Source organism: Paenarthrobacter sp. YIM B13468, assembly GCF_042788025.1.
GTDB lineage: Bacteria > Actinomycetota > Actinomycetes > Actinomycetales > Micrococcaceae > Arthrobacter > Arthrobacter aromaticivorans.
The window spans coordinates 1-21,158 of the sequence record NZ_JBHZPI010000038.1 but is presented as its reverse complement, the minus strand read 5'-3'; the positions used below and the strand labels follow the sequence as shown (position 1 = coordinate 21,158).

The 21,158-nt window shown below is 62.6% G+C and carries 23 protein-coding genes; 12 read left to right on the top strand and 11 right to left on the bottom strand.

Translation table 11 applies throughout. The features are described 5' to 3' along the window. Nucleotides 1–17: 17 nt before the first annotated feature. From ACFX4T_RS24575 to ACFX4T_RS24540, 8 genes are all read left to right on the top strand, one after another. Nucleotides 18–1,295, top strand: a complete 1,278-nt coding sequence (locus ACFX4T_RS24575; RefSeq protein WP_377654952.1) for a D-arabinono-1,4-lactone oxidase — start codon at nt 18–20, stop codon at nt 1,293–1,295. Nucleotides 1,296–1,475: 180 nt separating this feature from the next. Next, entirely contained in the window at nt 1,476–1,931 is a 456-nt protein-coding gene (mscL, locus tag ACFX4T_RS24570) for a large conductance mechanosensitive channel protein MscL (RefSeq protein ID WP_377654949.1), read from the top strand. Between the two features lie 209 nt (nt 1,932–2,140). Beyond that, nucleotides 2,141–3,016, top strand: a complete 876-nt coding sequence (locus tag ACFX4T_RS24565) for an amino acid-binding protein (RefSeq protein WP_377654947.1) — start codon at nt 2,141–2,143, stop codon at nt 3,014–3,016. Between the two features lie 374 nt (nt 3,017–3,390). Continuing rightward, complete coding sequence (locus ACFX4T_RS24560; RefSeq protein WP_377654944.1) at nt 3,391–4,740, top strand: MFS transporter; 1,350 nt, start codon at nt 3,391–3,393, stop codon at nt 4,738–4,740. Nucleotides 4,741–4,843: 103 nt separating this feature from the next. Beyond that, nucleotides 4,844–5,524: a GntR family transcriptional regulator gene (locus ACFX4T_RS24555; protein ID WP_377654942.1), complete on the top strand. Its 681-nt coding sequence runs from the start codon at nt 4,844–4,846 to the stop codon at nt 5,522–5,524. Further along, nucleotides 5,521–6,378, top strand: a complete 858-nt coding sequence (locus ACFX4T_RS24550; protein ID WP_377654939.1) for an aspartate/glutamate racemase family protein — start codon at nt 5,521–5,523, stop codon at nt 6,376–6,378. Before ACFX4T_RS24555 ends, ACFX4T_RS24550 begins: the two co-directional genes overlap by 4 nt. Nucleotides 6,379–6,404: 26 nt before the next feature. Then, nucleotides 6,405–7,844 (top strand): amidohydrolase family protein, encoded by a 1,440-nt coding sequence (locus ACFX4T_RS24545; protein ID WP_377654937.1) that lies wholly within the window; start codon nt 6,405–6,407, stop codon nt 7,842–7,844. Between the two features lie 9 nt (nt 7,845–7,853). Continuing rightward, the gene (locus ACFX4T_RS24540; RefSeq protein ID WP_377654935.1) at nt 7,854–8,588 is read left to right on the top strand and encodes an aspartate/glutamate racemase family protein; all 735 of its coding nucleotides are present in this window, start codon (nt 7,854–7,856) and stop codon (nt 8,586–8,588) included. 108 nt (nt 8,589–8,696) lie between these two features. Here the strand turns inward: ACFX4T_RS24540 and ACFX4T_RS24535 are convergent, their stop codons facing one another. From ACFX4T_RS24535 to ACFX4T_RS24515, 5 genes are all read right to left on the bottom strand, one after another. Continuing rightward, nucleotides 8,697–9,044, bottom strand: a complete 348-nt coding sequence (locus ACFX4T_RS24535) for a hypothetical protein (protein ID WP_377654932.1) — start codon at nt 9,042–9,044, stop codon at nt 8,697–8,699. Nucleotides 9,045–9,164: 120 nt separating this feature from the next. Then, nucleotides 9,165–9,407, bottom strand: a complete 243-nt coding sequence (locus ACFX4T_RS24530) for a hypothetical protein (protein ID WP_377654930.1) — start codon at nt 9,405–9,407, stop codon at nt 9,165–9,167. Between the two features lie 138 nt (nt 9,408–9,545). Further along, entirely contained in the window at nt 9,546–10,919 is a 1,374-nt protein-coding gene (locus tag ACFX4T_RS24525; RefSeq protein ID WP_377654928.1) for an NAD(P)(+) transhydrogenase (Re/Si-specific) subunit beta, read from the bottom strand. Then, nucleotides 10,916–11,251, bottom strand: coding sequence for an NAD(P) transhydrogenase subunit alpha (locus ACFX4T_RS24520; protein WP_216927293.1), 336 nt, complete (start codon nt 11,249–11,251; stop codon nt 10,916–10,918). The genes ACFX4T_RS24525 and ACFX4T_RS24520 overlap by 4 nt, the downstream gene beginning before the upstream one ends. Beyond that, entirely contained in the window at nt 11,251–12,459 is a 1,209-nt protein-coding gene (locus ACFX4T_RS24515; protein WP_216927291.1) for a Re/Si-specific NAD(P)(+) transhydrogenase subunit alpha, read from the bottom strand. The genes ACFX4T_RS24520 and ACFX4T_RS24515 overlap by 1 nt, the downstream gene beginning before the upstream one ends. A 184-nt stretch (nt 12,460–12,643) precedes the next feature. On the opposite strand from ACFX4T_RS24515, the gene ACFX4T_RS24510 reads away from it, so the two are divergent. Both ACFX4T_RS24510 and ACFX4T_RS24505 read left to right on the top strand, forming a co-directional pair. Then, nucleotides 12,644–13,255: an NADPH-dependent FMN reductase gene (locus tag ACFX4T_RS24510; protein ID WP_223947319.1), complete on the top strand. Its 612-nt coding sequence runs from the start codon at nt 12,644–12,646 to the stop codon at nt 13,253–13,255. A 116-nt stretch (nt 13,256–13,371) separates the two neighbouring features. After that, nucleotides 13,372–13,773, top strand: coding sequence for a hypothetical protein (locus ACFX4T_RS24505; protein WP_377654925.1), 402 nt, complete (start codon nt 13,372–13,374; stop codon nt 13,771–13,773). A gap of 16 nt (nt 13,774–13,789) precedes the next feature. On the opposite strand, the gene ACFX4T_RS24500 is transcribed toward ACFX4T_RS24505, so the two are convergent. Both ACFX4T_RS24500 and ACFX4T_RS24495 read right to left on the bottom strand, forming a co-directional pair. After that, nucleotides 13,790–14,002 carry a DUF4177 domain-containing protein gene (locus ACFX4T_RS24500; protein ID WP_216927343.1) on the bottom strand — a complete coding sequence of 71 codons (213 nt, stop codon included), beginning with the start codon at nt 14,000–14,002 and terminating at the stop codon, nt 13,790–13,792. A 73-nt stretch (nt 14,003–14,075) separates the two neighbouring features. After that, nucleotides 14,076–14,783, bottom strand: a complete 708-nt coding sequence (locus ACFX4T_RS24495; RefSeq protein WP_377654922.1) for an HAD family hydrolase — start codon at nt 14,781–14,783, stop codon at nt 14,076–14,078. 80 nt (nt 14,784–14,863) lie between these two features. Here ACFX4T_RS24495 and ACFX4T_RS24490 point away from each other — a divergent pair, with 80 nt between their 5' ends. Together ACFX4T_RS24490 and ACFX4T_RS24485 are read left to right on the top strand one after the other, a co-directional pair. Further along, complete coding sequence (locus ACFX4T_RS24490; RefSeq protein ID WP_377654969.1) at nt 14,864–15,529, top strand: NADPH-dependent F420 reductase; 666 nt, start codon at nt 14,864–14,866, stop codon at nt 15,527–15,529. Nucleotides 15,530–15,789: 260 nt separating this feature from the next. Continuing rightward, nucleotides 15,790–16,572, top strand: coding sequence for a VOC family protein (locus ACFX4T_RS24485; protein WP_377654920.1), 783 nt, complete (start codon nt 15,790–15,792; stop codon nt 16,570–16,572). Between the two features lie 21 nt (nt 16,573–16,593). Here the strand turns inward: ACFX4T_RS24485 and ACFX4T_RS24480 are convergent, their stop codons facing one another. The 4 genes from ACFX4T_RS24480 to ACFX4T_RS24465 form a co-directional block, all read right to left on the bottom strand. Beyond that, nucleotides 16,594–17,478 carry a PaaX family transcriptional regulator C-terminal domain-containing protein gene (locus ACFX4T_RS24480; protein ID WP_223947323.1) on the bottom strand — a complete coding sequence of 295 codons (885 nt, stop codon included), beginning with the start codon at nt 17,476–17,478 and terminating at the stop codon, nt 16,594–16,596. Nucleotides 17,479–17,684: 206 nt separating this feature from the next. Then, complete coding sequence (locus tag ACFX4T_RS24475) at nt 17,685–18,146, bottom strand: acyl-CoA thioesterase (protein ID WP_377654917.1); 462 nt, start codon at nt 18,144–18,146, stop codon at nt 17,685–17,687. 7 nt (nt 18,147–18,153) lie between these two features. Further along, complete coding sequence (locus ACFX4T_RS24470) at nt 18,154–19,518, bottom strand: MFS transporter (RefSeq protein WP_377654915.1); 1,365 nt, start codon at nt 19,516–19,518, stop codon at nt 18,154–18,156. A 2-nt stretch (nt 19,519–19,520) separates the two neighbouring features. After that, nucleotides 19,521–21,158 (bottom strand): FAD-dependent monooxygenase (locus tag ACFX4T_RS24465; protein ID WP_377654913.1); only part of this gene is annotated, 1,638 nt, incomplete at its 5' end.

Here is a 21,158-nt window from a genome sequence, read left to right as displayed (position 1 = left end):
AGCAACGGAGCTTAGCAATGACCACCAAAGACCTTCCCCGCGCCGCAACTCCCACGGCACCCTTTGGAACAGACATCACCTGGACCAACTGGGGCGGGAACCAGAGCGCGACACCGGCCTTCACCGTCCGGCCAAGGAACGAACAAGAAGCGCTCGACGCCGTCCGTTTCGCAATCCGCGAAGGCCTGCCTGTGCGGGCGGTCGGCTCGGGGCACTCGTCCTCCCCGCTGGTGCAAACCGGTGGAGTCCTGATGGACATGTCCGGACTCTCGGCGATCACGGGTACCGACAAAGCCGGGCGTCGCGCACGGGCCCTTGCCGGCACCACCATCAACGCCTTCGGAGATCCGCTGTGGGAGCAGGGCCTGGCCCTGGGCAACCAGGGCGATATCGACAAGCAGCAGATTGCCGGGGCACTGGCCACCAGCACCCACGGGTCCGGGAAGCACCTGGGCAGCTTCTCGTCCAACCTCCGCTGGGTGAAGCTCATCAACGGCTATGGCGACATCGTGGAAATCGGCGAAGGGCAGCTCCGCGAACTCAGGGCCGCCCAAGTGGCTTTGGGTACGCTGGGTGTGTTCCTGGAGGTGGAGCTGGCTGTTGAGGACAGCTACTACCTGCAGGAACAGATCACCTACCCCACGTGGGAGGAAACCACAGCTACGTGGCAGGCCGATTTGGACAACAACCGGCACTACTCGTTCCTTTGGTGCCCGGAGAACAATTCCTGCGAGTTGCTGGACCTTCCCGGCGCACCCGGCCTGAGCATGGCCAACCGAAGCTACACCAAGCGGTACAACGTTGCTTCCATCCAGGACGAGCGCGAGTGTTCCACCGTGGAAGGCGCCCGACTTGACCGCTCATACAGGATCTATCCCGGGGGCTTCACTACCCAGTTCCACGAACTTGAGTACTTCGTCCGCAGCGAGGACGGCTTTGCCGCCGTCGAGGCCATCCAGGAGCTGATCCGCAGCAAATATCCCGAGCAGAAGTATCCGGTTGAAGTCCGCTGGGTGAAGGCCGATGACGCGTACATGTCCCAGTTCCAAGGGCGGGACAGCACTGTCATTACCCTGACCACCGAGCCTGGGACCGACTACTGGCAGTTCTTCCGGGACGCCGACGCTGTACTGCAGGAGTTCGAGCCGCGGGCCCACTGGGGAAAGATTCACTTCATGACACGGAGCCGCCTTGAGCGTCTCTACCCCGAGCTTGACACCTTCATCCAGGTCCGCCGCGAATTCGATCCCCGCGGAATCTTCCTGAACGACCACACCCGGGCCCTCGTAGGCTGATCGCTACACAAAAAGCTCGTCAGGATGTGAGAGAACATCGGCGAAACCCGACGTTCTCTCACATCCACACCCCCAGGCGGCGTCCCTCTCTCACATCCTCCTGACACCCGCTTGAAACCTCGGAGTGGTAGTTTGATCTCTGCTTGAGGCAGACACACGCACCCAATCGGAGGACATTGCATGCTTAAGGGTTTCAAGGACTTCATACTTCGCGGCAACGTGATCGAACTGGCCATTGCAGTCGTCATCGGCAGTGCTTTCACGGCCCTCGTTGCTGCATTCACCACCAACATCATCAACCCGGTCATCGCCGCGGCCGGCGGCGTGAACGCTGACGGCCTGGGTTTCCGGATCTGGCAGGACAACCCCGCCACGTTCATCAACTTCGGTGCGGTACTCACGGCCATGGTTACGTTCGTCATCACCGCCGCAGTGGTCTACTTCATCTTCGTGGCACCCATGAACAAGATCAACTCCATGGTCAAGAACCGCCTCTCCACTGAGGAGCCCGAGGAAGAGCCGCTGCCCGCGGACACTGCGCTGCTGGCAGAAATCCGCGATCTCCTGAAGGAAGTTGCCATCAGCAACCGCAGCACGGAACGCGATTCCGATCTCGACTCAGACAACATCCGCTAGGCCAGTCCTCGGAGTAGCTCTCTAACCAACCGCTCCTTCCCGGTTGCATCGCATAGTCCGGTGTTCTCCCCGCGAGAACACCGGGCTTTTGCGTTTCTGGCGTGGTCCGGGCATCACAAACCGGGCAGGAACGCAGCGCTCAAGGTCCTTTCCCCAGAACGTGACCCGGTAGCAACCCTCCCGAAACAGGCGCAGGGCAGCATGAGAGCATGAAACCCAAGCCGAGCTCTCCCGTCACCGCGGACCTCGTGTGCGATGTCTGCGGTCAACTGCCGGAACCGCCCAAGGCCCGGCTCACCCTGGCCAACATCGCGGTCATGCTTCCGATTGAACTGCTGGTTCATGCGGCCGTTGTGGAAACCCATCTCCCCTATCTGGCCAAGGTTCTCCTGCTAACTGTCACGGCCACCGTGCTGGTCATCTGGGTTGCCGAGCCTTCGGCCGCGAAGGTCCTCCGGCGATGGCTGCATGCTCCGGCCCTTCGCCAGCGGCACAAGCTGCACGCGGCCCCGGCTTTGTGGCGCGCTCGGGTCTTGCTGCGCGACCAGCCCGGTTCCCTGCAGAAAATCACCCAGTCCTTGGCCAAGCTGGAGACGAACATCCTGAGCAGTCACGTTCACCCGATGGATGGAACCGGCACCGTGATGGATGAGTTCGTCCTCTCCGCCCGCGGCGAGGTCACCGAGCAGGGACTACTAAAAGCACTCGACGACGGCGGCGGCCGTGAGTCTCACGTGTGGCCTACCACGGCACTCGCCATGGCCGACGGCCAAACCAAGGCGCTGAGCCTCGCCGCCCGTATTGCCGGGAACCCGGATGAGCTCCCGCACGCTGTCGCCGAACTGCTGTCCGCCAAAGTAGTCCCCAACGGCCCGGAAAACCCGGCACCCACGGCGAGTCCCGGCGTCGGGCCTTCAACGGACATCCTCAAGATTCCAACTGCATGGCACGGACCGCTGGTTTTCTCCCGTCCAGGAGAGCCGTTCACCCCAGCCGAGTCGGCCCGAGCACATAGGCTGGCTGAGCTGGCTGAGATTTTGGCATACAGGCCTACCGACGCCTCATCGTCGGCATACCAGCCTTAACCAGCAGTCCTTCACGGTGGGCACTCGGAGAACCCGGCATTCCCTTGGAAGTGCCGGGGTTTCGGTGTTGGAGGAGCATCTGCGGGAATTGAATCCGCACAGGCAGCCTGCAACGGTCACATTCCGTTTTCAGATTGGGTATACCAAAAGTCTTGACAGTGCCGCCCGTCACATCTAACTTAGATTTTGGGATCCCAAAACGGGATCCCAAACAGACTCGCTACCGGCTGCGGCCCCCGCCACCAAAAGGACGGGGATCGCAACAGTTGCCGCCGGCACGGGTCCGGCTGCAGCGATATCCCGCCCGGCTCACCCCCCCAAAGACATACCCAAAAGACATTCCACCCCCTGTTGACTCCTCTGAAGGAGAAGCTGTGTCTCCCCAAAACACCCAACTGGCAACCCAGGAAAACCAGGAAAACGAGCCCAAAACCGGCAAGGACGGCGTGCAGCGACGCACAAACGTCCGCTGGAAGCTCTTCATCCTGCTCCTGGTCCTGGTCGCCGTCAATTACATCGACCGCGGTTCAATTTCCGTAGCTCTCCCCATCATCCAGAAGGAGTTCAACCTCCCGCCCGAGCTTGTGGGGCTCCTGTTGTCGGCCTTCTTCTGGACCTATGCACTCATGCAAATCCCCGTGGGTTTGCTGATCGACAAGTTCGGTCCCCGCAAGGTGGTCACGGCCTCCTGCATTGGTTGGGGTGCCGCAACTGCCGCCTCCGGTTTCGCCGGCGGATTCCTCAGCATGTTCATCGCCCGCCTGGGTATCGGTGTCACCGAGGCAGGCGTCATGCCTGCCGGTGGCAAACTCAACGCCATCTGGATGCACAAGAAGGAACGTGGCCGCGGCGCCACCATCCTCGACGCCGGAGCTCCCCTGGGCGCTGGCCTGGGCGGCATCCTCATCACCTGGCTGATCGCCTCCACGGGCAGCTGGCGGATGTCCTTCATCATCGCCGGTGCCCTCACGATCCTCATGGGCCTGGCCGTCTGGTGGTACATCCGCGATAACCCCCGCCAGCACAAGGCTGTCAACGACGCTGAAGCCGCTTACATCGAGGCTTCCCACGCCGAAGACGACGCTGAAGCTGCCAAGGAAGGCGCACAGGGCAAGCGCGCCCTCCTGCCCTACCTGAAGTTCCGTTCCTTCTGGGCAATGTGCTTCGGCTGGCTTGGCTTCAACGGCGTGTTCTACGGCCTGCTCACCTGGGGTCCGCTGTACCTCGCACAGGCCAAGGGCTTCGACCTGAAGACCATCGGCTGGTCTACGTTCGTGATCTTCGGCGCCGGGTTCGTCGGCGAAATCCTCGGTGGCATCATCGCCGACAAGTGGCGGGCATCCGGTGCCTCCGCCAACCGGGTCATGCGCACCCTGCTGGGTATCTCCAGCGTCGTAGTGGTGGGCGGCCTCGTAGGTGTCACGGTCGTCGCAGACCCCATCACCGCCGTCGTGCTTCTCTCGGTAGTCCTCTTCTTCCTGCGCTGGGTTGGCCTGTTCTGGTCCATCCCGTCCATCCTGGGCGGCCGCACGAATGCCGGCGTACTGGGCGGAGCGATGAACTTCAGCGGCAACATCGCAGGGTTCGTCACCCCGATTGTGGTAGGCCTGATTGTCGGGGCCACCGGCTCCTACACCTGGGCCCTGCTGTACTTCGTTGGATCCGCGGTGATCATGGGCGTTTCCGTCCTGGCCTTGGATTACAACAAGCGACTCCCGGTCTGACTCGCCTGACCGGGCCGGCCGGACGGTACTGAACCGCCGGACGGCCGGAAACCCGCCTGGTCGCCGGGCGCACTGCCTCACACATCACGAAAATGGAGCTGAGATGCTAGCCGCAGAAGACACAACAATCACTGAGCGACCCCTCCGGGAGTCAGTGCGTGACACGCTCCGTTCCAGGATTTTTGAGGGGCACTATGCGCCCGGTACCAGGCTGGTGGAACGTGACCTCGCCGCCGAATTCAACGTTTCCCGCCTGCCCATCCGCGAAGCACTCCGGATGCTGAGGCAGGAAGGACTCATCCGGGACCGCGCTGGCCGCGGTTCCGAAGTCAGCGGCCTGAGCCCCAAGGACGTAGAGGACCTCTTCGACGTCCGTCAATCCCTGGAAGTCCTCGCCTGCCGATTGGCAGCCAAGCGGGCCACCACCGGGGATCTCGAACACCTCTCCGGCCTGCTGGATGAGGCCGACCGCTGCCTCGCCAAGGGCTCCATCCTGGAAGCCCACCGCGCCAACAGCGATTTCCACGATGCCATCACGGCCATCGCCAACAACGACTTTCTCCGCTCCGCGCTGGAACCACTCCAGGGACGCATGCACTGGCTGTTCCGCCACGTCAGCGACCTCCCGGAACTCATCCAGGAACACCGCGACCTCTACACTGCCATCGCCAGCGGGGATCCCGATCGCGCAGCCATCCAATCGGCGTCGCACATCGGAAAGTACCGCGAGCAATTCCCCGAGGACTCCAGCGCCACCGAGCCCAAGCTACGGAAGAAACCATGAAACTCCTGGTCATCAACCCCAACATCAGTGACGACGTCACCGCCCTGATCGAGGCCGAGGCCCTGCGCTCGGCAGGTCCGGACACAGAATTGATCGTTCGCACAGCCGGGCACGGCGTCGAATACATCGAAACCCGCTTCGAGTCGCTTATCGCCGCCGGCGCTGTGGCTGAGTTGATCGCCGAATACGCGCACGACGGCGGTGCTGGCCTTGGCCACGGCTCTGGCCTTGGGCACGAAGATGGTAGCGCCGCTGTGGACGGCGTCGTTGTGGCAGCCTTCGGAGATCCCGGAATGCCTGCGCTGAAGGAACTCGTTGACGTACCGGTTATCGGCATCACCGAGGCGGCACTGTGCGCGGCAGCATTGCAGGGTCACCGTTTCTCGATCATCGCCATTTCGGACCGTATCCAGGCCTGGTACCTGGACTGCGTGGAACGCTTCGGTTTTGCCGGCCGTCTCGCTTCCATCCGCTCCATCAACCAAAGCCTGAATTCCATAGGATCGGTGCAGGCAGATTTCAAGGAAACCCTGCTGGCGCTGAGCCGCCAGGCGGTCGCTGAGGACGGTGCCGACGTCGTGATCCTTGCAGGTGCGCCTCTCGCCGGACTTGCCCGCGAGCTCGAAGGGCAAATCCCCGTGCCCGTGGTGGACGGAATTTCCGCAGGGATCCGCATGACGGAGGCCGTGGTCGCGTTGAAGTCCGGCGTTCACCGGGGCGGCTCGTTCGCGGCGCCGCCGGTCAAGCGGAGGCGGGGTCTCTCGGAAAACCTCGACGCCGCCCTGAGTGCCGCTCAATCGGCGCACGTCTCCTCCCCGCCGGTTCCGGCAACACCCGCCCTACCGTCCCGCTAAAACTTCCAAGAACAAGGAGGACAACGATGTCCCATTTCCCCGATCTCGTCATCGCCAACGGCACCGTCGTCAACAGTTTCGGCAGGCAGGCCGCCCACGTCGTGGTCGACGGCGGACGCATCGTAGAGCTCGTTGACGCTGCCGAACCTATTCCCTCGGCTGCACGAACCATTGAAGCCCATGGCCAGTTGGTCATTCCCGGCGGCATCGACGGCCACTGCCATGTTGCCCAAGTGACGGGCCGATTCCGCACTTTGGATGATTACCGGACCACGTCAACGGCAGCACTCTGGGGTGGGACCACCACCATCATCGATTTCGGCATCCCCCGCGATGCGCAGGAGACTCCGCTCGAAGCGGTCCTGAACAAGAAGCGCCTCGCCACCGAGTCCCGCTGCGATGTTGCCCTGCACGGCGCTGTTGTCTCATGGGATGAGACGGTTCCGTGGCAGCTCGAGCAGCTTGCGGCGGAGGGCGTCCGATCCGTGAAGATGTACACCACCAACCGCGGCTCAACCATGGCCGATGGTGACACCATCCTGAAGGTCATGCGCGAAATGGTGCGCCTGGATGGCCTCACATACATCCATGCAGAGCACGATCCCATCATCACCGACTGCACTGAGCAGCACGCCTCGGACGGCCGCATCGGCATCGAGCACCTGCACCGTACCCGGCCCGAACTTGCCGAGGAAATCTCGGTCAAGGAAACCCTGGCAATGGCCCAGTACACCGGAGCGACCGTCTATTTTGTCCACCAGTCGACTCCGGGCGCAGTGGACCTCGTGGCCGAAGCCCGCGAGCGCGGCCAGGAGGCGTACTCCGAGACGTGCCCGCACTACCTGACCTTGGACGACACCGTTTACGGTTCGGCGTTCCCGGAATGGTACGCGTGCTGCCCGCCGATGCGCAGTGCTGAAACGGTAGCCGCGTTGAAGGATCGGCTGGCCGCGGGTGCGATCCACACGGTCTCTTCGGACCATTCCTGCTACGACCTCTCCCAAAAACGCGAGCGCACGGACGATGTCCGCTATATGCCGCACGGCCTCCCCGGCGTGGAAACCCGCATGCCCGTGACGTTCACGGCGCTGGTCACTGAATCCGGCGGCGCTGTGGAGGACTTCGTTGAGGTCTTCTCCGCAGGTCCCGCCAGGATCAATGCGGTCCCGCAAAAGGGAGCGATCGTGGAAGGGTTCGACGCCGACATCGTGATCTTCGATCCCGCCCTCCAGCAAACAGTCGACGGCGGTGCGTTGCACATGGGGACTGATTTCTCGCCTTTTGAGGGGAAGACGCTTAGCGGCTGGCCCGCAGTGGTGATCTCCGCCGGACGGGTGGTCCTTGATGAAGCAGGTTTCCACGATCCCGGTCCGGTGGGTCGCTTCGTGGCCCGCAACGGCTTCACGGAGCACCGCGACGCGCTCTCTGTTCCCGTCATTCCTTCTGTCGAATCCCTCAGCGCTTAGGAGCAAACCATGCCTTCAGTCAGCCGTCCCATCCGCATCGGCATGATCGTGCCGTCCTCCAACACGTGCCTGGAACCGCAGACCTATCGGATCCTTGGCGATCGCCGGGATGTGACCATCCATTCAACCCGCATCCCCGTTACCCGGATTGCCTTGGACGACTCCTCGGACAAGCAATTTGATTCATCCGTGATGCGCGCTTCCGCTGAGTTGCTGGCCACTGCGAATGTGGACGTCATCGCATGGAACGGCACCTCCGGATCCTGGCTCGGCGCTTCCCACGACCATGCCTTGGTACGTGAGATCACCGAGGCCACCGGCATTCCGGCCACCACGTCCACGCTCGCTTACTTGGAGGCGTTCGCGTCCTTCGGTACCGAGCGAATCGGTTTGTTCACGCCCTACACGGCAGACGTGAATGAGGCCGTGATCGCGTCGTACGCCAGGGAAGGCATCAAGACGATCGATCACCGGCACCTAGATCTCACCGATAACGAATCCTTTGGCCGGGTCACCGATGAGGAGATGCTGCCGGACTCATTGGAGCTGGCGGCAGCTCATCCGGACGCCCTGGTGTACCTGTGCACCAACCTCTATGGAGCCAACATCACTGCCGATGTAGAAGCCCGAACAGGCGTTCCTGTGCTCGATTCTGTGGCAGTGACGCTCTGGCATGCCCTTAAGCTTTCGGGAGCTCCGTTGCTGGACCCGAAATGGGGGCGCTTGCTGGCTGATCCTGTGTAGTGGGAGCTCGGCCGCCTCAGGGACACCAAAATTCGTCCGTGATGCAGAATGGGGCTGGTGCCACCCGGATGTGGGTGACACCAGTCCCTTATTCTTGGCGCCGATGCCTCAGTCCTCGTCGATGCGTTCGAGCAGCTTGCCGAGCGCATCCCGGATATCGTCGTAGTCGTTCTGCGCCGCACGGCTCTCGGCAGAGATGACCGCACACCTGTGGATCTTCTTGAAGTCGCCGAAGGGAAATTTGTAGTGGCCCTTTTGGTCAGCCGGATGGTCGTCATCCACGCCGAGGTACCACTTGGAATACTCGGCTTGGCCCTTCTTCTCCAGGAACTCATTCTCATCCTTGGTGGACGGGGCGTGCTCGCTCCAGTCATCACGGACGTCTTTGACGATCTTGCCGTCGCGGATCAGGTGCTTCGCGTTATCGAATGCTTTCTTGTTGAGTTTGACGGTCATGGCGCAACCTCGCTTCGATGTGCCGGTCCGGCAGGGGTTGGGTAACTCGTACGGTTCAGCTTAGGACGACGGCGGATGACCGGGAAGGGTTCGAGCCTGGGCACGCCCCAAGCTTTGTGCTCAGGGGATGAGCCGTACGCGAAGCCCTGCCCTGGCTTCCTTCATGACAAGCCTCCGCTCTATTGCTCCGTGTTGTTTGAGCCATAAAACGTTGCCGTCATCGGTCACCGCATCCACCCGGCCTTGATCCACGATCTTGTGGCCGCGCCAGATTTGAACGTCCAGGCCAACCAGTCGCCTCCAATCTGTCACCCTCTTGCTTTGGGGTTTGTCGAAGCGGGAATCCGGTGTCGAATCCTTCATTTCGTCTTGCAATCGATGACTCCTAGCCATGCATCCTTCCGCAGTCGCCTTCCGGGCAGACTTCTGTATTAAAGATGTGGCTTCACGAGTCCGAATGTGACGCGAAATTAGGGGTCGAATTTAGGGAGACCGATCCTCCTAGAGCGCCTTCACCGCGCCCAGCACCTTGGTCAACGAATCCTTCGCGTCGCCGAACAGCAACGTTGTCTGGGGTTCGTGCAAAAGTTCGTTTTCGATACCGGCGAATCCTGGACGCATGGAACGTTTGAGGAATACCACCTGCCGGGCGTCAGCTACTTCCAGGATGGGCATTCCGTAGATCGGCGACCCGGAAGTGGTTTTGGCTGCAGGGTTCACCACGTCATTGGCACCAACCACAAGGGCAACGTCGGCGGTCTTGAACTCGGGGTTGATATCGCTCATTTCCTTCAGCGACTCATACGGCACGTTTGCCTCGGCCAGAAGGACGTTCATGTGCCCGGGCATGCGTCCGGCCACAGGATGAATAGCAAAGTCCACCTCAGTCCCACGTGCCTCCAAAGCCAAGGCCAACTCAGCGGCTGTGTGCTGGCCTTGCGCCACAGCCAAGCCGTACCCGGGAACGATGATCACCCGCTGTGCGTAACCGAGCAGCACCGCAACATCCTCGGGGCTGGAGGACCTGACCGGGCGCTCACTCACGGCGGTGGACCCGGCCGTCGAGCCACCCTTGAAGGCACCGAACATGATTCCTGCAACGCTGCGGCCCATTGCGGCAGCCATGGCCCGGGTGAGGATGGTGCCCGACGCTCCGACCAGGGTTCCAGCCACCACCAGGAGTACGTTACCCAGCACCAATCCGGACGCGGCCACGGCCAATCCGGTGAAGGCGTTAAGCAGCGAGATGACAATCGGTACGTCGGCGCCGCCCACAGGGAGTACCAGCAGGATACCGGCCACAAGCCCAAGGATCAGCAGCGCCAGCGCGAGCAGCAACGAACCATTCAGTATCACCACAATCCCTGCACCCACCGCGGCAAGCAGCACCACGGCCATCAGCACAGGCAGGCCCGGGAACGTCACTGGCCGCGTGGTCATTAGTCCTTGCAGTTTGGCAAAGGTAACTCCGGAACCGGCAAAGGAAACAGCGCCGACGAGCAGCGTGAACACAATGGCCAAGCGAACCCACGCATCACCTGTATGGGAGAGTTCCAGCAATGCCACGAGCGCGGCTGCGCCGCCACCCACACCGTTGAACAGGGCCACGAGTTGGGGCATCTGTGTCATCTGAACGCGCCGTGCCACGGGTGCGGCCACCACCGATCCCACGGCTATTGCCCCAACGATCCACGGAATGTTGTCCAGCTTCACCGAGACGAACACTGTGACCACAGCCAACAAGGCGCCGAAAGCCCCGATGAGGTTTCCACGCCGTGCCGTCCGTGGTGAGTTCAGACCTTTGAGCGCCAGGATGAAACAGGCAGCGGCTGCGAGATAGAGGAGAGCTGTCCAGGTGGGATCCAGAAGAGTCACCGGCCGCGCTCCTTGCCCGCATGTTCCTCGGATGAGACAACTGACGACGGCGGCCGTTGCCTCCCGCGGAACATCTCCAGCATGCGGTCGGTCACCACGAAGCCGCCCACAAGGTTGGCCGTGGCCAGGACGACAGCCAGCAGGGCGACCGCCAATACCCACGGATCAGATGCTTGACCTGCGACGATGATGGCACCCACCAGGATGATTCCGTGGATAGCATTTGCCCCGGACATCAGGGGTGTGTGGAGCGTACTGGAAACTTTGGAGACCACCTCGAAGCCCACGAAAACTGCCAGTACGGTGATCGTCAGCAGACTCATGCCATCCATCAATGCGCTCCTTCACTGCCAGGGTTGGCCGCTGTGTGGGCACTGCCAAAGGGTCCGGTCTCGCCCGCGAGCGCCGCGAGTGCTTCAGCTGTTGGCGCGTGCCGCACCTCGCCGTCGTGGGTGAGGCAGGTTCCTGCCACAACCTCGTCCTCAAAGTCGGGGGCCACCACTCCCTCCCGGGTCATCAACGCGATCAGGTTGGCCACGTTCTTGGCGAACAATCGGGAGGCATCCGCGGGCATCGCTGACGCTGGGTCCTTGAGCCCCACCAAAGTCACTTCACCTTGCCCATCAGCGGTGGGGATGTGGATGTCCTGCCCGGGGATGCTGCCTTCCACGTTTCCGCCTGATTCGGCAGCCAGATCTACTACGACGGATCCGGGGCGCATTCCTTGGACCATCTCGCGGCTCACCAGAAGTGGTGCCCGTCGTCCGGGAACGGCGGCAGTTGTGATGAGGACATCCGCCTGGGCTACGTGCGGGGTCAGGAGCGCACGCTGCAAGGCACCCCTGTCTGCGCTGAGTTCGCGGGCATAGCCTCCTGAAGCTTCAGCGGTTTCGAGGTCCAGCTTGATGAATGTCCCGCCCATGGAAGCCACTTCGTCTGCCGACGCCGGACGGATGTCATTGGCCGAAACCCGCGCGCCGAGCCTCTTGGCCGTGCCGATCGCTTGGAGCCCCGCCACCCCTGCCCCCAGCACCAGGACCCGGGCGGGCGGAATGGTCCCGGCCGCAGTCATGTATAGGGGGAAGAACCGGGGTAGGCGCGTCGCTGCCTCAAGGACACAGCGGTATCCGGCCACCAAGGCCTGTGAGGTGAGGGCGTCCATGGACTGGGCCCGCGAAATCCGGGGAACCAGTTCCAGCGCAAAAGATGTGATGCCACCGGCGGCGAGCGCCCGCACCGTTGGCAACTCCGACGACGGCGACCCCAAACCGACGGTGACTGAACCCGGGCGGAGGGCTCCCGCCGTCGACGGTTCCATGGGGCGCACGTGGCAGTAAACGTCTACGGATCCGAGATCCAAGGCCTGCACAACAGAAGCGCCGGCCTGCCGGTATTCGTCGTCGCTGTGTCCGGAGGCAATCCCCGCCCCGGACTCGATCTCAACATCAAGGCCCAACCCGGTCAATTGCTTGACCGTTTCGGGCGTGGCTGCCACTCTGCGCTCACCGTCGAGTGCCTCGCGCGCTATGCCTGCTTTCACCCGCCACCCCTCTTTGGGAACTCTCCAGAACCAGTTGGCATGAGTCTATGGCCGCAAAGGTCAGGAAGGGAGTAGGGGATGCGCTATGTGGACAAGTCCATTAGGGTCGGTGGAAGCTGGGGCTACCAGCCTCCACACCGTCGACGAGCCGGTTCCGGCCGTGCCGTCGGGAAGGAACGCCGCCATGGACACATTCAAAATCGGCTATTTCGTCGGAAGCCTCTCAAGTACCTCTATCAACCGCGTACTCTCCAAGGCGCTCATCAGCGTGGCGCCCCCGGAACTGGAATTCCATGAGATCGCCATCCGGGACCTCCCGTTGTACAGCTCTGACTACGACTCCGATTTCCCGCCTGCCGGCAGGGAATTGAAGGAGGCGATCGCCGCATCGGACGGCATCCTGTTCGTCTCCCCCGAGTACAACCGGTCCATTCCAGGCGCCTTGAAGAACGCCATCGACTGGGGATCCCGTCCGTGGGGCACCAATTCATTTGCCCGGAAGCCCACCGGCATTATCGGAGCGTCGCCGGGTGGTATCGGAACCGCTGTAATGCAGTCCTCCATGCGCAGCGTGCTCAGCTTCCTCGACGCACCGCAGTTGAATGCGCCGGAGGCTTACATCCGCTTCGTCGCGGACGCGTACGACGACGACGGCTCGGTTAAGGACGAAGGCACGGCAGGGTTGCTCCGCCACTATATGGCGGAATACAGTGCGTTCGTCCAGCGTGTCCTGGCAGCCAACGCCCCAGGCCATATCGGCGATCAGGAGCCTGATTCGGCCAAGCTAACGCGCTAGCCCCTCGGGTGGGGTCGCACATACCCGGTGGGCGACCCTCACCCCCATTTTCCGCGTTGGTCAGTATGCTTACTACATGAGGATTCACGAACACGCCCTATCCCACAGGAGAAACGATGCTTCGTAGATTAGCCCTGACCACCCTGGCACTGACCCTCTTCACCGGGTCCCTGTTGTCCGTCGCGACAGCAGCAAACGCAGCAAACCCGGCCGCCCTTCAAGGCCACGCGGCTGCCACCACTCCCACTCCATCGGCATCGCCCAGCAACCCGTCGGGGCCCTCGACGGCGACCCCAACCAACCCAGCGCCGTCGTCGGTGGCACCCACCACGCCCAATCCGGCGAGCAGTGGACCTGCCAACCCAGGGACTGGAGAGTCCCAACCGCAGGAACAAACACGCACGGACGCCACCCCATGGATCCTGGCCGCCGTTGCTGCGATTATCGTCATTGCGCTGATCATCTGGGCGGTTCGAGGACGCGGCCGGAATGAGGAAGTGCGGGACGAGCAACTCTAGGCGAACCAACGCACTTTTATCCGAGGCGCTCGAACACCATCGTTGCCTGGATACGGTCCCCGCCGCCGATCATCCCCTTACTCCCGCTGCTCGCCGTCGTAATGGTGTGCAGCCGGTAGCCCTTCGCGGCCTGATCGTTGATGGCCTTCTCCAGTGAGGTCAGATTGCCCGAACCGGTTCCCCACAGTTTCTCCTTGAGGATCACTTGCAGGACGACATACTGCTGCATGACGCGACTCCCTTCAGTTGCTGGTCAATTGGTGCAATGCTACTCAGCGCGGCGGCGCAGGCGGCCGCGCTTCCTAAGCGCGGAGCGTTCCCGCCGTCAGCTTTCCAATGGCACTGCTTTCCAGGTTCTCCAGTAGGTGCCGCGGATTGTCGTAGACCTCCGCGGCGCCTGCGTCACGGAGTTCGGCCTCGCTGATACCACCGCAGGTCAGGGCGATGGCGGGCACGCCAATTGCCGCAGCGGCCTTCACGTCCCAGACGGCATCGCCAACAAAGACGACGTCCTCTGGATTGAGTTCCAGCTTCTTCAAGCACGCAACGAGGATATCTGGAGCTGGCTTGCTTTCGTCCGCGTCATTGGAACTTGTCCATGCGTCAATGGACCCACCGGCGTCGAGGAGCCGCCTGCTGACGTCAAGGTCGCGCTCTTGCGCTGACGAGGCGAGCCCGACTGCCAGCCCGGAATCAGAGCAGGCTGCAAGGAGGTCCCGGGCGGAATCGAAGGCGCGCAATGAGGGCCAGAATGTCGAAAACACGGCTCCGTGCGCGGACTTCAATTCCTTTTGCATGTCTTCGGGACAGTCCGGAACCAGGTGCTGGACCAGCTTGTCGCCGCCCATCCCGACGCAGCGATGAATGTCGGAGATCTGGATATCCAAGCCTTCGCGCCTAAATGCCTGCCACCAGGCGAACGCGTGGAAGTAGCTGGAGTCGATCAACGTGCCGTCCACGTCAAAAAGCACGCCACGGTTCTTGGTTTTGGTGTTCGTCGGAGTAGACATTTAGTAAGTCTACTTATGGTTGCCATGCGCGGAAACCGCCCTTGCGTTCCGACATATTCCGTAACGCTGGAAATACGCGTCTGCAACATCTTGTTGAGCCGAGTATGACAACAATCGGAATCATCGGTGCAGGACATATTGGCAGCCAGGTTGCCCGTAAAGCGGTTGAACTCGGCTACGACGTCGTGATCAGCAATTCGCGGGGACCGGAAACCCTCGCGGAACTGGTCACAGAACTTGGGCCGCGGGCCCGGGCCGCGACGGCGGCCGAGGCAGCAGCGGCAGGTGATTTCGCCGTCGTGACCGTTCCGCTAAAGAACTATCAGGACATTCCCGCCGAGCCGCTGGAAGGCAAGATCGTCATCGACACCAACAACTATTACTGGGAGCGCGACGGCCGCATTCCCGCGCTCGACAACGGCGAGGCCACCACCTCGGGCCTCCTGCAGAAGCACCTTCCCACGTCCAAGGTAGCCAAGGGTTTCAACCACATCTTCGCCAAAGACATCACCACCGATGGCACCCCGGCCGGCACGCCGAACCGTCGCGCACTGGCCACCGCGAGCGACTTCCCGGAAGCGGCCGAACTCGTGACCAAGCTGTTCGACGAGTTCGGTTTCGACACCGTCAACATCGGGCCCCTCGAAGACAGTTGGCGCGTCGAGCGCGACCGTCCCGCCTACGTCATCCGTCAGAACGCGGACGAACTTCGCGACAACCTCGCCAAGGCGACGCGCACCATCTGATAGACGCGCACGATCTGATAACAGAACACGCACGACGGCGGCAGGCGGCTAACGCCTGCCGCTTCCTTTGGAGAGGGCTGCTGGCTGCTGCAACTCCACGAGGGGCGGCCACGACTTGGGGCCAGGTTTCGCGGTCAGGATTCGCATCACGAATCGGATGGCGGACGCACATGATGAGTGGCTGCCTCCCGGGAAGCCCCGCGCATAGGGCATTCCGGGTGGTAGCCGCGCCTATTAAGCCCCGAACCCGAGGAGTTGCTATGTCTACCCAAACTGAGAAATGGCCTGCAGGAACACCCGCGTGGGTGGATCTGGGGGTCGATGATCTGCCTGCCGCCACGTCCTTCTACACGAAGTTGTTTGGATGGGATTACCTCTCCGGTGACGAAGAGGCCGGGGGCTACGTACTGGCCCAACTGGACGGACAAGCTGTTGCGGGCCTCGGTCCCAAACAGGATTCCACCATGCCAACCGTCTGGACTACGTATCTGGCCTCGGACAACGTTGACACCACGTGCAAAGAAGTAGCTTCTGTTGGTGGTCAACTCATCGCTCCTCCCTTCGACGTGATGGACTCCGGGCGCATGGCAATTGCCGCTGACAGCGTTGGTGCAGTCTTTGGCATCTGGCAGGCGGGAAGCCATATCGGGGCAGAGCGGGTCAACGAGCACGGCGCATTGTGCTGGAACGAACTCCACACCCGCGAGTACGCGCTGGCCCGGTCCTTCTATGCCGATGTCTTTGGCTACAGCTACCAGGACATCGACCAGGACGGATTCATTTACGCAACCGCCAAGCGGGCCTCCGATGGCCGCGAAGTAGCCGGCATTCATCTCGACACCCAAATGGCCGAGGGCGCGCCCAATCATTGGCTCGCCTGGTTTGCCAGCGACCATGTAGATCGAACCGCTGCAACAGCCGTGGAACTGGGCTCTTCGGCCTTGGTCCCAGTCATGGACAGCCCCATGGGACGGATGGCAATCCTGCAGGCGCCGCAGGGAGAAATCTTTGGCATCATCGACGCACCCCGGACCAAGGCTTAAGGACTAAGCCGGCGCTAACGGCTACGTCAGGACAGGGTCCAAAGCTTCGCTGATGACCTCATGCGCGTGTGCTGCAGCGAGCGGCGCCGCGAGCCGATGGACCGCCTGGAAGGTCCGGCGGACTTCCGGCCCATGCCACTCGGGCGGAAGGTAGTCCGCCGGGAGATTTGGGTCACGGTACGGGAACTTGCGCCACAGGGTGAGCATCGGGATGTAGTAGCGGAAAGCGTCGCGTCGTAACTCGGCCGTGGAATCAGCCAGGGCCGCCTCAGGGTCGGTCCCCACCAGGTCGATCCATTGCTGCTCTGCGCCCCGGTAGATCTCAAGGAACTCCGTGAACTGTTCATCGAGTTCCTTGAGATCCCACCATTCGGAGATCTTGGGGCGCATGGGGCCATCGAAAACGTAGTCGCTGCGGAAAAGGTCTACGAATTCGATCAGCCCGCTGGCAGTGAGGCGGTCGCGAGCCTGCTCCAGCTTGTGGGCCGGAGCGATCCATACACCGGACGCCACGGACCCAAATCCCAGGCTGGACAAGGCGGACCTCAGCTGGTGCCGGCGGTTCCGCATCGACTCAGGCACGGAGAACACGGCGAGCACCCACGTATCCACCGGAGCTGGCTGTTCTGGGGCGAAGATCCGCCGATCACCTTCACGGAAAACGTCGCTCACTGATTCGGCGATCTTGTACTTGGCAATGCCGCCTTCGCGAACGCTCTTCAGGACACCCTTTGCCTTTAGCCTGGAAACGGACGATCTCACACCCGGCGCGTCATAGCCGAGCGTACCGAGCATCGAAACCAGTGCGGAGACCGGCAACGCATCACCAGCGTTCCTGCCATAAAGACCGAAGATGGTGACCAGGAGTTGCTGATGGCGCACCGCGGGTGCCGGGACGGCGAACATTGAAGGACCCTCATTTCCGCGCCATGGTAAGGCGCCAGTCATGTTCATCATAGGTTGGGAACCATCAATGGCGGCGAAGGCTGATGCTCTGCCAGCTGATCCGGACGGCGTCCTTGTTGTCAGCCACATCGTGAGGTCAAACGGATGGCAGTTAGCCCCAATGCCAAGGCAGCTCGACATTAGGGCTAACTGCTGTCTCGTCGGAGTTAATCAACACAGCGCACTGCCCGGACGAAATGCTCCGGCCAAGGCTGGGACGCCGTTGTGCCGTTGGGGACGTGGACCGTGGTCACCGTCCCGAAGGCGGCCACCTCGCTGCCGTCCGACGATGCACCTTGGTGGGTGACGCCGTCGGGCGTTCCGCGGGCCGCATCATCAAGGGGGTGGCCGCGGACCTCGAAGGCCATGGTCAGCGAGGTCCGGCCGAGCGCGTGGATTTTCACCGTGGCGGTGACGCGCTGGCCGAACCAGAGCTTGGCCTTGTAGTTGATCACCTGCTGGACGCGAGGAGCGTTGGGGAAGTAGTCGGGCAGCTCCAAGGAGCGGAATAGCTCCGCCTCGGCGGCTTCCACCCATCGGAGGATGGCCGAGTTGTGTTGGTGGCCGGAGGCGTCGGTGTCCACCCACTCAACCGTCCGCTCAACACTCGCTTCAGGAAACGCGTCCATGATTCTCCTAGCGGGCGCTGACTACCGCGGTCTCGTCGTCCGGGTCCGCACTGGATGCCGTAACAGGCGCCTCCGGGGTGGGCTTCGGAATCATTGCGACGGCGGCCGCGGCCACCACTGCGATGCCGGCGAAGATCGCGAAGTTGGCTTCGAAGGGAAGCTTGGAACCTGCGATCCAGCCGCCGATCAAGGGTCCGGAGATTGCACCAAGGCGGGCAAAGCTGAGAGCCCAACCCGTGGCCGTACCGCGAACCTTGGCCGGGTAGTAGTCAGCGATGTAACCGGTCAGGACCAGGGACGTAGAGATCGAGCCAACGCCTGCAAATGCTACGAACAGCAGGTTGACCACCATCGTGTTGGGGAAGACGAGCAGCATGATGCCCAGGCCACCCAGGATGTAGAACACCACCAGGATGAGCTTCTTGCCGTACTTGTCTGCCGCACGGCCCAGGAGCAGGCCGCCGATGGCTGATGCCAGGCTGAAGACCAACAGGAACGTCAGGGACGAGCCCAGATCGTAGCCGGCCTTCTTCATGATGCTCGGCAGCCAGGTGTTGAGCCCGTAGACGAGTACCAGGCCGCAGAACAGGGAAACCCAGAAGAACACCGTGGACCGCAGGTATTTCCTGGAGAACATCGTGGTGATGGTTTTCCACCACGGATCGGCGGTGTGTGAACCGGGCTGGGCCACCGGTGCAACCGGCTGGTAGTCAGCGATCTCCAGCTTGGCAGCCAAAGCCTTGGCCTCCGTCTTGCGTCCCTTGGACTCGAAGAACTCCAACGATTCCGGGAGGAACTTCCAAATGATCGGCAGCAGGACAATAGGCGCGGCACCAATAGCAATCACGGCCCTCCAGCCACCAACGGGGAGCACGAACATTGCAGCAAGCGCGGCCGCAACGATGCCCAGCGAGTAGCCCGAATACATGAGGCCATAATTGTAGGAACGCCTATTGGGAGCGGAATACTCGATGGTCAGGGCTGCCGCCACGGGGATGACACCGCCCATGCCCAGACCGCCGATGAGCCGGAAGATGCCAAACAGCTCGGGCGTGGGAGCCCAGGCCGCCCCTGCCTGGGTGAGGGTGAAGATCACCATGGAGGCCAACAGCATCTTCTTGCGGCCTACGAGGTCGCTCAGAGTCCCGATGAACAGGGCCCCAATAAGCATGCCGATCAAGGCATATGATCCCAGCCCGCCCAGGGCAAGCGGGCTGAGGTTCCATTGCTTGTACTCGGCCAGCGCCGGAAGCACTGCCCCCAGCACGCCGACGTCGTAACCCTCGGCGAGGATCGCGAGCCAGCAACAAATCAACACCAAGCCGGTGGTGCGCTTGGGCACGTTCCAGTTAGTAACCGGTGCGGCGGCCATGGCTACTTCACCAACGCAGATGCAGTGGCGGACGCGGGTGTCCAGCGGAGGTGGGTGGTTGTTTGTTCGGTGTCGGGTTCTTTTAGGAGGGACAGGCGGGGGCGGATGGCGTCGGTGCGGGTGGTGGGGGGTTTGCGGCGGCCGGCGCGGAATTGCGGGATCCATTGCGCGCCGGGGCCGTGGTATTCCTGTTCGGCTGCGGCGTGCAGGGTCCATTGGGGGTCGTAGAGGTGGGTGCGGCCCAGGGCGATGAGGTCCGCCCGGCCGGCGAGGAGGATGGAGTTCACGTCGTCGTAGCTGGAGATCGCGCCGACGGCGATCACGGCCACCCCTGCGGGAGCGGCGACTTCCTGGCGGATACGGTCAGCGAACGGGGTCTGGTAGGAGCGGCCGAACGCGGGTTTTTCTTCCTTGGCGACCTGGCCTGTGGACACGTCCAGCCCGGCCGCGCCGTGCTCCACGAATGCCTTCGCGATCGCCACGGAATCCTCGGAGGTGTTCCCGCCTTCGATCCAGTCCGTCGCGGAGATCCGCACCGCGACCGGTTTGTGGGCGGGCCACACCGCGCGGACGGCGTCGAAGACTTCCAGCGGGAACCGCAACCGGTTGGCCAGGCTGCCACCGTATTCGTCGGTGCGCTGGTTCGAGACCGGGGAGAGGAAGGAGGAGAGCAGGTAGCCGTGCGCGGCGTGGACCTCGAGCAGGTCAAAGCCGGCCTCATCCGCGCGGATCGTGGCGGCGACGAACTCGTCCCGGATGGTGTCCATCCCGGCACGGTCCAGCTCGACCGGGGTCTGGTTCTCCGGCCCGTACGGCACCGCGGACGGGCCGACAGCGGTCCAGTTGCCGGTTTCGAGGGGCTGGTCGATGCCTTCCCACATGAGTTTGGTGGAGCCCTTCCGTCCGGAGTGGCCCAGCTGCGCGCCGATCTTCGCGGTGGAACGGGCGTGGACGAAGTCCACGATTTCCTTCCAACTCTCACGCTGTTCATCGGTGTAGAGGCCGGAGCAGCCCGGGGTGATGCGCCCGGTTTCGGACACGCACACCATCTCGGTCAGGACCAGACCCGCCCCGCCCAGGGCCTTGGAGCCGAGGTGGACTTTGTGGAAGTCCCCCGGGATCCCGTCGGTCGCGGAGTACATGTCCATCGGCGAGACCACAATGCGGTTCTTCAACTCCAGTTCCCCGATACGGTAGGGCTGGAACATGGCCGGGGCAACGCCGGTGAGGCCCTGGGATTCGGCGAAGTTCCGGTCCACGGCGTGCGCGAATTCGGGGTCGCGCAGGCGCAGGTTTTCCTGGGTGATGCGGCGGCTGCGGGTGAGCAGGTTGAACGCGAACCGGGTAGGGTCCTGGTCCTTGTACTGGCCGATCCGTTCAAACCATTCCAGGGATGCCTGCGCCGCGCGCTGGGTCGAGGCGACCACGGGACGCCGCTCAGCCTCATAGGCCTCCAAGGCTTGTTCCACTGTGGGGTGTTCGTGCAGGCACGCGGCCAGGGCCAGGGAGTCTTCCATGGCCAGCTTCGTCCCGGATCCGATGGAGAAATGCGCGGTGTGGGCCGCGTCGCCGAGCAGCACCACGTTGCCCTTGCGCCAGCTCTGGTTCCTCACCGTGGTGAAGTTGATCCACTTGGAATT